A 13,031-nucleotide genomic window follows, 5' to 3' on the forward strand; every position below is an offset into this window, starting at 1 on the left:
AAAAACGGATATTTTTGAAAATAAATTTCTCATATAGTATCCTGTTGAGTCTTATTTTGACTGCTTGCAGCAAAAAGGAATCTGTTGATCCGGAGCCGCAAATTTATCAGTTTGCGGTTCCGGCCAACTTTCCACGACCCGTCTTCGATATAGAAAACGCGATGACGAGAGAAGGTATCGAATTAGGCAGAATGCTTTTTTATGACGTACGTCTTTCGGGAAATAATAAGGTTTCCTGTGCGAGCTGCCATGATCAAAAACTTGCTTTCAGTGATGGAAAGGCTTTAAGTAATGCTGGTGTCTCTGGAACTATTCTTCATCGACATGCTCCTGCGCTGGTCAATCTGGCGTGGGCAAATAATGGTCTTTTTTGGGATGGCGGCGCAACAAATCTGGAATCGCAAGCCTTTGGCCCGCTTACGGCCTCGGATGAAATGCATCAGGATTTGTTTGAATTAGTAGATGAGCTTAATGCGGTACCGGAATATGTAAAACAGTTTGATCTCGCTTTCAAAGATCAAATCAGTTCTCAAAATATCGTGAAGGCACTGGCGCAGTTTCAACGGACTTTGGTATCTGCGAATTCCCGTTATGACAAATTTAAACGAAATGAAGCGGAAGGGAATTTGTCTTCAATGGAATTGCGAGGCTTGGAATTGGTCCGGCAAAAATGTCAGAGTTGTCACACGGGTGAATTATTCACAGACAATGCCTACCATAATAATGGAATCGATGCTGATTTTAGCAACGATCAGTCTGAAGGACTTTTTCAGGGGCGATTCAGGATTAGCTATAACCCGGCTGATATGGGAAGTTTCAAGACACCAACACTTCGTAATGCCGCACTGACTGCGCCTTACATGCACGACGGGCGATTTACGAAACTGGAAGATGTGATTGATCATTATTCCGGTGAAATAAAAGTTTCCCCGACGCTGGATAAAACAATCCCGACTAATGGATTTCAATTTAATCCCGATGAAAAGAAGGCGATCATGGCATTTTTGAATACACTGACGGATGAAGAATTTGTCACAAACCGTGAATTGAGCAGGCCCTGATGCTGTTGTTTAAAATAATCGATTACGAAAAATAATAACCGTTACAAATTCAACTAAAATAAAATGAAAAAATACCTTTTTGCAGTTTTGGCGATTACTTTCATATATGGATGCAATAGTGCAGACGAACGGAAAAATGAGCATGAAGGACATGCGCATCACGAATCTGATGGTCCTGTAAGTGATGAAACGAAGAAGATGCTTGCCATACACGACAGCATTATGCCACATATGGACAAACTCATGGATTATAAAAAGCAGATCAGGCTGGAACTTGAAAAAACGGATAGTCTGATTGCGATAAAGTCCAGTGAGGTTTTGAGAGCACGTAAAGAAGAAGCCGAAAAATTGCACACCGAACTCGACAGAGCCGATAAAGCGATGATGGACTGGATGCACGAATTTAAATTTGACACCTTAAAATCGCTGGATAAATCAGAAACCGAAGCTTACGTAGCTGATCAGAAGTCGAAGATTGAAAATGTGAAAGTTCTAATGAACAAAAGTCTATTGGATGCAAGTCAGTTTATTGGTAAAATAAAAAAGTAATATGAAAGCACAATGGATTTGGCTTACGATGATCATAATTACCGTTGCCGCTGGTTGTGAGACGAAAAAATTACCCTATCTGGGAGAGCCGGATGTTGTGAACAAGGTGATAGATGGAAAAGAAAAGGAAGAGAAAATTTACCCGACTATCCCTGATTTTTCCTTCACGAATCAGGATAAACAAACCGTGACTCAGGCGGATTTTAAAAACAAAGTATATGTAGCAGACTTCTTTTTTGTTACTTGCCCAACCATCTGCCCAATCATGAAAAAAAATATGCTCACGGTTTATAAAGAATTTAAAGATAATCCAGATGTTAAAATTCTTTCACATACGATTGATCCTGAGCATGATAACCCGGATGTTTTGAAACAATATGCTACGGATCTGGGAGTTGCCGGAACGATGTGGCAGTTTGTAACCGGTGATCGTGAAAAAATCTATGACATCGGGCAAAAACATTATATGGTAAGTGCGATGGAAGATTCAAGTCAGGCTGGAGGATATATCCACAGCGGAGCCTTTGTTTTAATTGACAAAGAAAGGCATATTCGCGGAATGTATGACGGAACAACGGAAGCGGGGACGGCAAAATTGAAAGAAGATTTGAAAATACTTTTGAAGGAATAAATGCAACGTGGCTGGCTAAAAAATCAGTCACGTTTTTGTTTCCACCAGGAACATTAAAATAATCCAAATGCAAAAAATCTAATTTTTTTCTAATTTACCAGCGGATTTGAACATTTTCAAGAACTATAACAAAACCAATGTTGTTGGCTAATGATGATGCGGTGAGCAAACCGTAACATAAAAATAACAGTAAAGAAATATGAGAAGCCGGTTAAAACTGGCACTGCTTTTTTAATCTGTTGTAAACCATTTTGTTAACACCGATTATTTCTACAATGATGTACGATATCTGTACGATAGGTCATATAACGCTGGATAAAGTAGTAACGACCAAGTCTGTTAAACACATGCCGGGCGGTACTTCGTTTTATTTTTCCAAGGCAATTCAACAATTTGATATAAATTACGTGCTGGTCACGGCGCTGGCGCAAAGCGAGATGAAGGTGGTTGATGGATTGCGCAATGATGGCATCCGGATCCATACGTTACCAAGTGAACATTCCGTATATTTTGAAAATATTTACAGTGAAAACCAGGATTACCGCGAGCAGAATGTTTTGCAGAAAGCGGCACCTTTCGGTGTTTCCGTAATGCCGGCTGTTGACGCTAAAATTTATCATTTGGGACCTCTTTTGTCGGACGATATCTCTGTCGACCTAATTCGTTTTCTTTCCTTGAAAGGTCTGGTATCACTTGACGTTCAGGGACTTTTACGTTCGGTCGTAAATAAAAAAGTAATATACCATGACTGGGCAGACAAAAAAGAAGCGTTGCCTTATGTTTCGATTTTAAAGGCTAACGAGCATGAAATGGAAGTGGTAACGGGTTGGTCAGATGTGCAGCAGGGAGCCCGCTATCTGGCGGATCTTGGTGTTCAGGAAGTGATAATTACTCTGGGAAGCCGTGGTTCTTTGATTTTCAGAGACGGTATTTTCCATGAAATTCCGGCATACAAACCTTCCGCTATCATCGACGCAACAGGTTGTGGGGACACTTATATGGCAGGTTATTTGAGCAAAAAAATACAAGGCGGTGATATCCAGGAGTCTGGTGAATATGGTGCGGCGATGGCTACTTTGAAAATTGGATCATCCGGGCCATTCTCTGGTAACGCAGCGACTGTAGATAAAGTGTTGAAGCATGGAATTGCCGAAAAATATAACGTATTGCAAGTTGGCTTATAATTTTATCAACTTCATCAGAATTAAAAAACCGGCTTTTTGCCGGTTTTTTAATTTAGGATTAATCTTCTAACGCAATTTCTTCGGATGTTGTACTGAAAAGTCTTTCGGCCATTTTCTTATCATGACCGTAAATATCTTTTCGGAAATTTAAACGGCCATTCTGGTCTACCCACACAGTAAAATAACCAATAAAAACTGGAATTTCTGCTTTTCCCCGCAGCCTGACATATTTTTCTTTTCCAAGATTCATAGCGGCTGTGATTTTTTCTTCTGTCCAGACACTGTCTTTTCTCAGCAAGAACTCTGCCAGCTTTTTGGGTTCTGAAAGACGGATGCAGCCGTGACTAAATGCTCTGCTAGATTCTCCGAAAAGGTTTTTCGATGGCGTGTCGTGCAGATAAATATTATAACTGTTTGGGAAAAGAAACTTCACAAGCCCCAGGGAATTTTTCGGTCCGGGTTTTTGACGAACGGCATTTCCGTTCCATTCCATATTATGTCGGGCCAGATAATTCTTGTTCTTCTTAATTCCAGGCAAAATTTCATTTTTTAAAATACTCGGAGGGACATTCCAGTACGGACTAAAAACAATCTGGTTAAGTGTTCCTGAAAAAATGACAGTACTATGCGCTTCTGACCCCACAACGACATTCATGTTGAAAGCCAATTCTCCGTCCTGATACACATGGAGCTTGTATTCAGGAATGTTGACAAGTAAATAATCAGTTGTCGGCGTCGCAGGCACCCAGCGGATCCGTTCCATATTAATCAGAATCTGTTGAATTCTTTGCTGGACGGGAACATTTAGTTCTCTAAAAAACGAAGCACCAATTTGTCCGTCCTGTTTTAGTCCGAAGCGAGCCTGGAAACTTCTGACAGCCCTGGTCAAAGTCGTATCAAGTATGTCGGTGCTGTCAGCTTCCGGCAAATCGCCCAAGGCAAAGAGACGGTTTTTTATTTCCGGAATTATAGCATAACGATTCCCTTCTTTGAACTTTTTCTTACCGGCCGGCAAAGAATCCCAGGTTTCTTCTTTCCGGATTTTGTAATAATTCAACAGATTTTCTTTCAGGAGATTATATTGTCTGTTTACAGGCTCATACGCTGACAGATTCTGTGCTTTATTTTTCAAAAGCGAATCAAGAAATGCTTCGGTATTTATTTTTTTGCGTGGTATAAACCAGTTCAGTTCCTGCGTGTTGATGCGGTGATCTCCGGTATAGGCTTTGCTGGCATAACGGAAAAATTGCTCCGTCAGCAAAAGCTCAGTACGGAGAACAGCCGTGTCTTTCGGGTTTATCTTTTTGAGTATTTTTAGAGAATCAATCCGGGAGACTAGCTGCGCATTATATAAAGAACTATCTCCTGAATAATGAATGTAGTCATTTTGCAAACCTAGAAAAGTCGGCACAAAATCTGCAAGTCCATCCGGGAAAAACCAGGCGAACTGATAATTTCGATGATTGTAAAAACTCTGGATCTGGTTCGCAATACTATCGTTTTCAGTTGTTTTAACAAATCCGTTAAGCGCAACGCTATCAACGAATAATTCGGTGAATGAATTTTCTATTGTGATCGTCGTATCGCGAACTGCAATTTCAGGCAGCTTTTTTTCTTTTTTAGAACAGGATGCTAGCAATGCGCAGATTACCAATAAGATCCAGGGATTATTTCCAGCGTGTGTTTGAATGTTTTTCAAAATCATTTTTTAGTCGGGTTTGATGAATTTCTCAGAACAATGTCTTTGCTCAAAGCCCAAGCTACTTAAATTTTTGAAAACTCAGATGATTCTTTGAAGTTTGATCATTGCAAAAAAGGTTTTCTTATCGCGGGTTACCATAATATCCAGTGCTTTTCCATCACCTTTTTTCATGAGCTGATATACGTCGTTAATGTTCATTTCCTTTACCGAAGCACCGTCAATAAACATGATTTGATCACCCTTTCTTAAACCTGCTTTCTCACCAGGGGAATTCTCTTTTACATGATCGATGAAGTAGGCATCCAGTTTTTCGCCGACGGCAAGGATGTCCAGTCCGCTCATGTTATATTCAAAACCTTCTTTTAGACGGCTTTTGATTGGTTTGAAAATTACATACTTTTCGGGATAATTAAAGGTAATCTTGAAACGGCGCAGCATATCGCAGCCAATGCTTCCCTGACGATTATTGCGGTCTTCTATTTTTAATCCATAAGCAATACTATCCGGAAAAGACGTGAGGACATTTGTGAGCTCATTTGAACCCAGTTTAATTCCGTCGATTCGCCCCAGACTTCCCCGCACCGCTCCGTTTAAGCCAAGTCCCTCCCGAGGTTCAATCACAAAAGCTGGCAGGGAAATCTGATTTTGAGCCGTATGATCGATTAGCAGAGCATTTCCTGCACCAGTGTCGATCATCAACCGTAAATCTTTGTAATTCTTGCCGGATATTGTTGCATCAGTAGCCAGGTAAGGCTTGGTATTTTCAATCTGGATTGGCAATTTATCACCGTTTTTAGCGCTGTATTTGTATTTTGCCGGCACACTCAGCAACATTTCTTTTCTGGCGAAGTCCAGTGTTACGACAAAGCTATTGAAAATTTCGTAGCCGATAATGCCATGTATCGGTATTCCCGCGTAACCCGAAAGGCTTGTGATCGGTTCATCCAGAACGAGCATATTGTGCTGATTCACCTGCATGTGCTGCATCGATAACGAGTTGCCGATGGCCGTATGCCCGCTGATCATTTTTCCGTCACCCAATCCTTCGATCATCATCTTGCGTTTCAGATCAAGTTTTGTTTTATCCAGTGCGGTCGGATCTGTGATGATCGTATTTGCTACGCCGGTATCCAGGATAAAATTTAATGTATCCGAGCCATTAATCTGGATTGGAATAATGATCAGGTTAGACCGAAATTTAAAAGGAATCCGGTCATGTTTACGATTTCCGGTCAGGAAAAAGCCGCTTGCAGTCTCTTTTACCGGTTTCTTTTCGGCTGCTACACAGCCTGAGAAATAAATATAAAATATGGTTAATACGAATATTAGCCATTTTATCTTTTTCATTTTGTCAGAGGACTAAATTATACTATCCTAAAAGCATGAATTTTAATATTATTATTTCGCTAAATAAATGACTAAAACCATGAAATTCCAATCGTAAAATTAGCACGATATATTTAAAAACCGTCTAAATATTAGGATGATCGGTATATTTAAATTGCTGAATTGAAGATTAGTAGGGCCGGGTTTTAGCAAGCAGTTTTGTTTTGAATCAGCTCAAATAAGAAAACGTGCAGTTCAGATAATTCCGGTAGGTACGAAAATGTTGATTTTCTACTTTTGTTCCCGGATAAACTTTGGTCATCTTCAACTGATTTTGTTGCGGTTGACGGATATCTTAAAAATTTATTCAAAGTTGAAGGACCTAAACCGTGCCATGTATGCACTTTGTTCAACGTTTGCTTTCGCAGTCAAAACTCCCGCTGACACCGAAACAATTTTGGTGGTATGCACTGGGTTACTGGAGTATTTTTGCGATTATCACTTTCGGGCAGCTCAGCATGTTATGGATTTTGAAAGAGGGGTTGGTCATGCAGTATCACGAAACGTTCATCTGGCTGCTCGACGGGCTTTTCTGGTGGTCGACGACGCCGTTGATCTTGTATGCGTCTTTGAAAGTTCCCATCGCTTTCAAGGAACGTAAAACATTATTGATCAGACAAGTATTTCTTCATCTTCTAATTGTCACATTTCTTAATATCTTTCTCAATTCGTTTCATTACCTGATAACTAATCCGATTATGTTTTGGGCCGTCGGTAAATCTGTGCCGGCAGAAAAATATTTATTTTCGCTGTTCATGGCATATACGGCAAGTTTTAGCCAGTACATGCTGCTGGTAATCGGGTTCAATAAAGTGTCATATATTTATCGGTATCAGGCTTTAAAACAGGAACATTTCAAGGCAGAGCTTACAAATGAGCAATTACGCGGACAACTTGCAACAGCACAACTTCAATCCTTGAAAATGCAGCTGAACCCTCACTTTCTTTTTAATACCTTGCATGCCGTCGTAAGTCTGATGATTAAAAATGATATAAGAAAGGCAACTCAGATGATCACAACCTTGAGTGATCTTTTACGTGCGGTTCTTGTAAATCAGAAGGCCGATTTTATTCCTTTGCAAGAAGAATTGAAGCTTACGCAGCAATATCTGGCCATTCAGCAAATCCGGTTTCAGGACAGATTAAAAGTGGAATACGACATAAATCCGGCGACTGAGCTTTGCGCAGTTCCTCAGCTGATTTTACAACCGCTCGTCGAAAATTCTTTCACGCATGGTATTTCTGAACTAACGACGAATGCTGTTATTCGTATTACGAGCAAAATTCGAGGTACATTCCTGATCATTGAAGTAATTGACAACGGTGTCGGAAATAAACAGCGCAAATCTTCATCGGGAACAGGTCTTGGTTTAAAAAATACCATGCTTCGATTGCAGCAAGCTTATGGAAATCATGGAATTCTTGATTTTACTCAGCCGCCGGGAGGAGGAACGATTGTGAGCCTGTCATTTCCAAGTCAAACTAAAACCAAAATTCAGGAAACCAATGACTTATTGCTGCCTTATCATAGATGATGAAATATTGGCAAGAGACGTGATCCGTACATTTTTATCAGCGGATCTTTCTATTCGTGTGGTGGATGAGGCCTCGAACGGAACGCAGGCTGTCATCAAAATTTTGCAGCACAAACCCGATATTATTTTTCTGGATATCCAAATGCCCGAACTGGATGGCTTTGAAGTATTGAAGGAAATATGGCCGTACCATCAGCCTTTTGTCGTTTTTACAACTGCATATGATCAGTATGCTCTGCGTGCTTTTGAGGTCAATGCAATTGATTATTTGCTGAAACCATTTGATGAGATCCGATTTCATCAATCCATTGGACGTTTGAAAGAACGACTAAGCCAGCAGTCTCAGCCGCGTGTTGAAGAATTGGTAAGCCGGCTGTTGAACGAGCAAAAAGAGGGAAAGGAAGGGAGCCATCTGAAGCGAATTTTAGTCAAGGAAGCCGGGCGTATGTATCTGGTAAAATTGGAGGATATCACTCACTTCGGTGCCGATGGAAACTATATTTCTCTGTACACGCTGGCAAAAACGTACACGATCTACGAAAGTCTGAGTAGCCTGGAAAATCGTCTGGATCCATCTGTGATGATCCGTGTGAGCCGTTCCAATATAATTAATATCAATTTCATCTCAGAAATGGAAACCTATTTTAACGGCGAATACATCGTGCATTTGGCGGGAGGTCATAAGATTAAATGGACGCGCGGATACCGGGATACGATCAAAGCTTTTTTAACGAAAATGGGTTCATAGAGTTTATTATAACGGATTTGGCGCTGTATTTCTTAGAACGATTTAGTGAAATAAATTGTGTTCAAGAAGATACTTGGGAAAATTTGAACCGCTGAATTTCAAATAACATCCTGAAAGTTTTTCGGTAAAGCCATATTTAATTAGCTATGAAATCAATATTTAAAATTGGGGCTGCGGTTGATATAAAATCTGAGTAGGCAGGATGAGTGCGGCCGGATATACCTGTTAACCGGAATTTGTCCTTGAAAAAAGGGGGACGACTGATAAAGTTCGGTCTTATTAAAAGTATTTGATTTTTTTAAAGTAATGAAATTAGAAAAGCAAGATCAAGTGTGTTTATAATTTTCAAAATGCTTCGAAGACCATTTCATCCTGGCTGGATAAGCGGATCTTTCGAACAGCGCCAGTCCCCTGAAAGGTGTAAGCTATTCCGATAATCCTGACGTTGTTTTTAGGTAAAGGAAACTCTATGGCGATCTTTTTATTCACAAAATATTGAATATTAGAGCTGTTGCTTTTGCAGGAAACTTCGACCCAATTTGAAAAATCAACTCCAAATGCAGATAAATCTGCTTTTTTTCCGGACACATAATGATCGACGCTTAAAAGGTTTAATTCGGAGACACAGCCTTTAACAGAAAGCGGAATGACAATCGGAATGCTATCTGTAAATAAGGTTATTCTGGTCAACTGACACACTGCGGCGCCTTCCCGGAATTCATTTTTTATCTCACTGGTAAAAGAAAAGTCGTTTAAAGAAACAGGGTCAAAGTTGCCGACATTAGAATAAGTTACAACGGGTGGTTTTGGCTGCATCGGAATATTTTTCTGACTAATAACCGGAATCGGAAGGCTCAAAATTCCGTCTCTTATAAAGTCAGAATTTTTAAGATAAACCGGAATTTCTTTATCGTCAATTGTACCAAGCCATCCGTCAGTCGGGACTAAAAGTTTGTGTTCTCTAATGACCTGGTTTCCAATTATAAGTTTGGCGATAAACAAACCTGGTTCATAATAAATAGACGTGTGTTTGTGTTGGTTTTTATCAACCAGCGTCCGTTTATTATTGTCCCAAGACTGCTGGATAAAAACCGAGTCGTCCGGTGCTTGTGAGGCATCATAGGTGAACACGACAGAATTTGGAATTCCTCTTGTGATGGGCTGGCTGCTGAATGAAAAATCTTCTGGTTTTAAAAGCGCATCACCGTTGTCGAATGCGAAAATACTGATCGTTCCGATGATCAATAGCGAGCCAAACAGCCAGGCCAGTTTTATGGCCGATCCATTTTTGGCTGCCCTGTTATTTTGGTTGGCAGGTTCAGAAATTTCTTTCTGAGCTGTCGTTTTTGTTTTTATAAAATTTCGCCAGTCTTCATAACCCGCAAACTTAGCCAGCGTATTCAACGTCGTCACACTTGGGAGATGATTATATTCAACTCTTCCCCAGATTCTTCGCAGTGTACTAACGCTTAATGAAACGCCGGTATCATCCAGAATAAGCTGGCTCAGGTTTTCAAAATCAATACTTTGCCAACTTTCGCCTGGTCCCCAATCAAGCTTTTGCTCAATTAATTTCTTACACCGTAAAAGTTCGTTTATCTCGGATGGCATTGGTTTTCAATGTGATATAACTTGAAATAACTTGACCAGGATTTGAGAGAGAAAAGAATGTCCATTCGCTTAGGTTTGTCAAAGGTAACAAGTCACCTGTAAAATAACCTGTCATTTTACACAATATCTGAAAGTATGTACAAAGTTATAACACGCTTACTGATAATATCATTGCCACTTACGCAATTATTGAAAGCGCAGACCATCTTTCTGGATTCCTCGAAAGGTGACGACCGAAATAAGGGAACCGTTCAGTCGCCTGTCGCAAGTTTTGATGCAGCCATGAATCTCGCTGCAAGCTTTTCCCGAAAAGAAAATATCACCATTAAAGTGCAGCCGGAATTATATATCCTGATGGATAAAATCATTTTGTTCATTCACATCTTTTAATCCTTTATCCAAAGCCATGAAAACAATAATATTTATTTTGTTAGGCCTTATTTCAGTCTCTGTTGTTGCTCAAAAAAAGAAACATACTGATGCTGTCAAAATCAATTCGGTTTTGAAAATTCCCTTAACAGCAGATAGCTGGGACTTTTGCAGGGTAAGGTTGAATTTACAGAAGTCGATTCCAGGCAGGCTATGAAGATTTCAGCTAACGGTGTCCAGGCAGTTTTAAAAAACACAACGTTTATTAACGGGACCATCGAATTTGATCTTCTACCCAACGATCCATACTTTGCTACCGTTTATTTTCATTGGGAAAATCCGAAGGAAAATGAATGTTTTTATTTCAGAACAGACCAAAATAGAGACTCTGCTGCAACAGATGCGGTTCAGTATGCAGCCACAATTTCAGGCGTGAATTTATGGGATTTGCTGGGTCACTTTCAGGGAAACACTTATTTCTGGAAAGATGGATGGAATCATGTGAAGATTGTAGTTTCCGGTATGCAGATGCGGGCATATGTCAATGATATGGCGCGGCCAGCCGTTGAAATTCCAAGACTTGAAGCCAATACTTCGAAAGGTACTATCGCTTTCGAAGGAGATTGCGTTATTTCAAACCTCGTTATGAAAGTGGATCAGACAGAAAATTTATCCCCATTGCCGGGAATTGATCTTTCGGATCACGACCCCCGATATATTCGTACCTGGCAGGTAAGCGAGCCTATTGAAACACCGAAAGGAATCGATTTCAGTATCGATTTTTTGCCGAAGTCCGGAGATATCTGGGAGACTATCAGCTCAGAAAGAATGGGTTTAATTAACCTGACGCGAAAATTTGGAGGACATCAAGGTAAGCGGAAGATTGTCTGGTTAAAAACAATGATTGACTCCAAAACTGAACAGAAAAAGAAAATGTCTCTCGGTTTCAGTGATGAAGTCTGGGTATTTTTAAACGGTCGCTATTTGTATGTCGATAAAAACTTATACGGCTCGCCCATCATGAAACAACCAATTGGGAGGTTGTCACTTGAAAACTGCTCTTTTGACATTCCTTTCAAACAAGGGAAAAACGAGCTTTTAATAGGGGTTGCCAATAACTTTTTCGGATGGGGGATTGTTGCCAGGCTTGAAAATATGGGAAGTATTTCGGTGTTGAAATAGCAGGATTATCAGGGGCGCGAACCGCTGCTTTGGAAAGGATCGAAATCTCCTTTTCCTAAGCGGCGGTTTTTTGCTTTTGCCGGCAATGATCGTGTTCACGGATATACAATACCTTCGCTGGTACGGAAAATGATGTTTTGCTGAACCGTACGAACTATTAGAAGTTGGTATTGTTTAAGGTTTATAGCCTGAACCGGAAAAATGGAGACAAAAATAGTCAGAGTGCCACAAGGATTAACAAGCGCCCCTTATAACCAGAAAAGTCTGAAATTTAAAGATCTATCGGTCATCGAATCCTGCGTGTTTTCAGACACTCGGACGGGCACTATGTTTCTGGAAGATCACCTTTTGTTGTTTGTTCTAGAAGGCACTTACAAAGCGCGCCACGGAAGGGAAGAATATACCGTCAGAAAAAATCAGATGGTTTTATTGAAGAAAGCAGTTGTGATAGATTATCATAAAGCTGCGGAGCCAGGGCAAGACAGTAGGGTCGAGTATATGATGTTTTTTCTTAAAGACGATCTTTTAAAAGATTTCATCAAAATAGCTGATATCAAATCTTTGTCTACCGATGAATCGGCGGCTGTTCCTGTGTCGGTTAGAGAAGTCAACGAGCGCTTGCTGAAATATCTGGATTCACTAAAACCTTATTTCAGCGAGTCAGAGAAAATCGAGGAAAATCTTATCCGGCTTAAATTACTCGAACTGTTATTTGATCTCACGAATACCGACCAGAATATTCTGGCACAATTATTACAACTCAATCAGATCAGTCGTAAGAATATTAAAGCAATTGTGGAGGAAAATTTGCTGAATCCGGTTTCGTTAAATGAACTTGCCTATTTATCAGGACGGAGTTTGTCGAGCTTTAAGAGAGATTTTCAGGCCTTATATAACATGCCGCCTTCACAGTGGATTCGTGAGCAGCGGCTCGAAAAGGCCAAAGATTTGCTTTTAAATAAATCGATGTCCGTCACGGATGTTTGTTATACAACAGGTTTCGAGAATATTGCTCATTTTTCCAGATTATTTAAATCACATTTTGGCTATTCGCCCTCGTCACATAAATGAAA

The 13,031-nt window shown here is 40.2% G+C and carries 12 protein-coding genes; 9 read left to right on the forward strand and 3 right to left on the reverse strand.

The genetic code is table 11. The annotated features are described in order from the left end of the window. Window positions 1–14 precede the first annotated feature (14 nt). The 4 genes from BMY70_RS19100 (at window position 15) to BMY70_RS19115 (ending at window position 3,425) form a co-directional block, all read left to right on the forward strand. Complete coding sequence (locus BMY70_RS19100; RefSeq protein ID WP_229209688.1) at window positions 15–1,061, forward strand: cytochrome-c peroxidase; 1,047 nt, start codon at window positions 15–17, stop codon at window positions 1,059–1,061. Between the two features lie 63 nt (window positions 1,062–1,124). After that, on the forward strand, window positions 1,125–1,610 hold the full coding sequence (locus BMY70_RS19105; protein WP_090337905.1) for a hypothetical protein: 486 nt from the start codon (window positions 1,125–1,127) through the stop codon (window positions 1,608–1,610). A 1-nt stretch (window position 1,611) separates the two neighbouring features. Beyond that, window positions 1,612–2,241, forward strand: coding sequence for an SCO family protein (locus tag BMY70_RS19110; protein WP_090337906.1), 630 nt, complete (start codon window positions 1,612–1,614; stop codon window positions 2,239–2,241). A 275-nt stretch (window positions 2,242–2,516) separates the two neighbouring features. Beyond that, entirely contained in the window at window positions 2,517–3,425 is a 909-nt protein-coding gene (locus BMY70_RS19115; RefSeq protein ID WP_229209689.1) for a PfkB family carbohydrate kinase, read from the forward strand. A gap of 58 nt (window positions 3,426–3,483) precedes the next feature. Here the strand turns inward: BMY70_RS19115 and BMY70_RS19120 are convergent, their stop codons facing one another. Both BMY70_RS19120 and BMY70_RS19125 read right to left on the reverse strand, forming a co-directional pair. Next, window positions 3,484–5,130 (reverse strand): L,D-transpeptidase family protein, encoded by a 1,647-nt coding sequence (locus tag BMY70_RS19120; RefSeq protein WP_090337907.1) that lies wholly within the window; start codon window positions 5,128–5,130, stop codon window positions 3,484–3,486. 75 nt (window positions 5,131–5,205) lie between these two features. Further along, the gene (locus BMY70_RS19125) at window positions 5,206–6,474 is read right to left on the reverse strand and encodes an aspartyl protease family protein (RefSeq protein WP_090337908.1); all 1,269 of its coding nucleotides are present in this window, start codon (window positions 6,472–6,474) and stop codon (window positions 5,206–5,208) included. Window positions 6,475–6,851: 377 nt separating this feature from the next. On the opposite strand from BMY70_RS19125, the gene BMY70_RS19135 reads away from it, so the two are divergent. Continuing rightward, on the forward strand, window positions 6,852–8,048 hold the full coding sequence (locus tag BMY70_RS19135) for a sensor histidine kinase (RefSeq protein ID WP_229209690.1): 1,197 nt from the start codon (window positions 6,852–6,854) through the stop codon (window positions 8,046–8,048). Further along, a complete protein-coding gene (locus tag BMY70_RS19140) occupies window positions 8,020–8,796 on the forward strand; it encodes a LytR/AlgR family response regulator transcription factor (protein WP_090337910.1) in 777 nt (258 codons plus the stop codon). The genes BMY70_RS19135 and BMY70_RS19140 overlap by 29 nt, the downstream gene beginning before the upstream one ends. Window positions 8,797–9,141: 345 nt before the next feature. Here BMY70_RS19140 and BMY70_RS19145 read toward each other — a convergent pair whose 3' ends face one another. Continuing rightward, on the reverse strand, window positions 9,142–10,407 hold the full coding sequence (locus tag BMY70_RS19145; protein ID WP_090337911.1) for a hypothetical protein: 1,266 nt from the start codon (window positions 10,405–10,407) through the stop codon (window positions 9,142–9,144). Window positions 10,408–10,542: 135 nt separating this feature from the next. Here BMY70_RS19145 and BMY70_RS19150 point away from each other — a divergent pair, with 135 nt between their 5' ends. From BMY70_RS19150 to BMY70_RS19160, 3 genes are all read left to right on the forward strand, one after another. Beyond that, window positions 10,543–10,797 (forward strand): hypothetical protein, encoded by a 255-nt coding sequence (locus BMY70_RS19150; RefSeq protein ID WP_090337912.1) that lies wholly within the window; start codon window positions 10,543–10,545, stop codon window positions 10,795–10,797. A gap of 192 nt (window positions 10,798–10,989) precedes the next feature. Further along, complete coding sequence (locus tag BMY70_RS19155) at window positions 10,990–11,958, forward strand: hypothetical protein (protein WP_143072133.1); 969 nt, start codon at window positions 10,990–10,992, stop codon at window positions 11,956–11,958. 201 nt (window positions 11,959–12,159) lie between these two features. Continuing rightward, on the forward strand, window positions 12,160–13,029 hold the full coding sequence (locus BMY70_RS19160) for a helix-turn-helix domain-containing protein (protein WP_090337914.1): 870 nt from the start codon (window positions 12,160–12,162) through the stop codon (window positions 13,027–13,029). Window positions 13,030–13,031: the final 2 nt, after the last annotated feature.

Source organism: Dyadobacter koreensis (assembly GCF_900108855.1).
Lineage (GTDB): Bacteria > Bacteroidota > Bacteroidia > Cytophagales > Spirosomataceae > Dyadobacter > Dyadobacter koreensis.

Coding starts and splice junctions, on each gene's coding strand:
- BMY70_RS19120 (WP_090337907.1), bottom strand. CDS start 5,130: ATGATTTTGAAAAACATTCAAACACACGCTGGAAATAATCCCTGGATC.
- BMY70_RS19135 (WP_229209690.1), top strand. CDS start 6,852: ATGCACTTTGTTCAACGTTTGCTTTCGCAGTCAAAACTCCCGCTGACA.
- BMY70_RS19105 (WP_090337905.1), top strand. CDS start 1,125: ATGAAAAAATACCTTTTTGCAGTTTTGGCGATTACTTTCATATATGGA.
- BMY70_RS19150 (WP_090337912.1), top strand. CDS start 10,543: ATGTACAAAGTTATAACACGCTTACTGATAATATCATTGCCACTTACG.
- BMY70_RS19145 (WP_090337911.1), bottom strand. CDS start 10,407: ATGCCATCCGAGATAAACGAACTTTTACGGTGTAAGAAATTAATTGAG.
- BMY70_RS19155 (WP_143072133.1), top strand. CDS start 10,990: ATGAAGATTTCAGCTAACGGTGTCCAGGCAGTTTTAAAAAACACAACG.
- BMY70_RS19160 (WP_090337914.1), top strand. CDS start 12,160: ATGGAGACAAAAATAGTCAGAGTGCCACAAGGATTAACAAGCGCCCCT.
- BMY70_RS19125 (WP_090337908.1), bottom strand. CDS start 6,474: ATGAAAAAGATAAAATGGCTAATATTCGTATTAACCATATTTTATATT.
- BMY70_RS19110 (WP_090337906.1), top strand. CDS start 1,612: ATGAAAGCACAATGGATTTGGCTTACGATGATCATAATTACCGTTGCC.
- BMY70_RS19140 (WP_090337910.1), top strand. CDS start 8,020: ATGACTTATTGCTGCCTTATCATAGATGATGAAATATTGGCAAGAGAC.
- BMY70_RS19115 (WP_229209689.1), top strand. CDS start 2,517: ATGATGTACGATATCTGTACGATAGGTCATATAACGCTGGATAAAGTA.